The sequence below is a fragment of the Lactobacillus jensenii DSM 20557 genome (assembly GCF_001436455.1).
Classification (GTDB): domain Bacteria; phylum Bacillota; class Bacilli; order Lactobacillales; family Lactobacillaceae; genus Lactobacillus; species Lactobacillus jensenii.
Genome location: NZ_AYYU01000059.1, coordinates 1 through 1361 on the forward strand (window position 1 = coordinate 1; position 1361 = coordinate 1361).

Here is a 1361-nt window from a genome sequence, read left to right on the forward strand (position 1 = left end):
AATAGTTTGTGTAAGGATGAATTATTCCTTAATTTAATTTCCTAAAACATTAGAAAAAGGAGTTCCTTTCTCGTATGATTGGTTTGAACAAAAAAAACATACAGAAAGAAGAACTCCTTCATGAATGATTTTACCAAAAATATAACTCAAGCTCTATTCAATCAAGATAAAATTAATGATTTGCTTCGTCATGAAATCCAACAAGCTGTTAATGACATGTTAGAATCTGAACTGACTGCCTTTTTAGGATATGATCCCTATGCTAGAAATGGCTGGAATACTGGTAATTCTAGAAATGGTGCGTATTTCCGTAAAATTGATACCCAGTTTGGATCAATTGAGGTACAAGTGCCACGAGATCGCAATGGTATGTTTCATCAACACACTCTGCCAGACTATAAACAACATACTGATCTCTTAGAAGATATGGTTATAAAGCTTTATTCTAAAGGTGTAACCACTAGAGAAATAGCTAATTTGATCGAAAAAATGTATGGCAGTCATTATAGTCCAGCTCAAGTGTCTAATATCTCTAAGCAAATGATTCCTAAAGTTGAGGCTTATCACAAGCGTAAGCTGAGCGATAAGTTCTTTTGTGTTTATCTTGATACAACGTATATACCGTTGCGTCGAGAAACTTTTGAACGAGAAGCAGTATATATTGCCATTGGCATCAAGCCTAATGGTCACAAGGAAGTTATCGACTACTGCATTGCGCCTAGTGAGAATATTGAAGTCTGGACGGCGTTGCTCCAGAACATGAAATCTCGTGGTTTAAAGCAAGTAGAGCTTTTCCTTTCAGATGGCGTTGTCGGCATGAAAGCAGCACTGGCAAAGACCTATCCTCAAGCTCATTTCCAACGCTGCTTGGTCCATGTTATGCGCAACATCTGCGCTAAAGTACGCGTGGACGATCGCGAGGCAATCATGAACGAATTCAAGCAGATTCACCAGCAAGCCAATAAAGCGGCTGCTGTTGATGTATTGCATGCTTTTTATGCCAAATGGAACAAGAGCTACAATCGTGTCATTAGAAACCTGAAAGACATCGAGCCAGACCTGCTTGTTTTTTATAATTATCCTAAGCAGATCAGGGCTTCAATTTACTCTACCAACATGATCGAATCCTTTAATAACGTCATTAAGCGCAAGGCTAAGCCTAAAGCGGAGTTCCCGACTGAACAGTCGCTTGATACTTTTATTGGCATCCAAGCAATGAGCTACAATGACCGCTACTTCAACCGAATTCACAAAGGCTTTGGTCAAGTCCAGGATACCTTAGAATCCTATTTTGAATAAATAAAACGTTAAAAAAACAATTTACGAGAAAGATCTATTTACACAAAAAATTTGACAGTTTC

The 1361-nt window shown here is 38.1% G+C and carries 1 protein-coding gene; it reads left to right on the forward strand.

Going from position 1 to position 1361, the window contains the following annotated elements; translation table 11 throughout:
* Positions 1-120: 120 nt before the first annotated feature.
* Entirely contained in the window at positions 121-1299 is a 1179-nt protein-coding gene (locus FC45_RS07420; RefSeq protein WP_006584480.1) for an IS256 family transposase, read from the forward strand.
* Positions 1300-1361: the final 62 nt, after the last annotated feature.

What these genes read in the sequence shown, in the direction of transcription:
- FC45_RS07420 (WP_006584480.1), top strand. Translation starts at nt 121, where the DNA reads ATGAATGATTTTACCAAAAATATAACTCAAGCTCTATTCAATCAAGAT.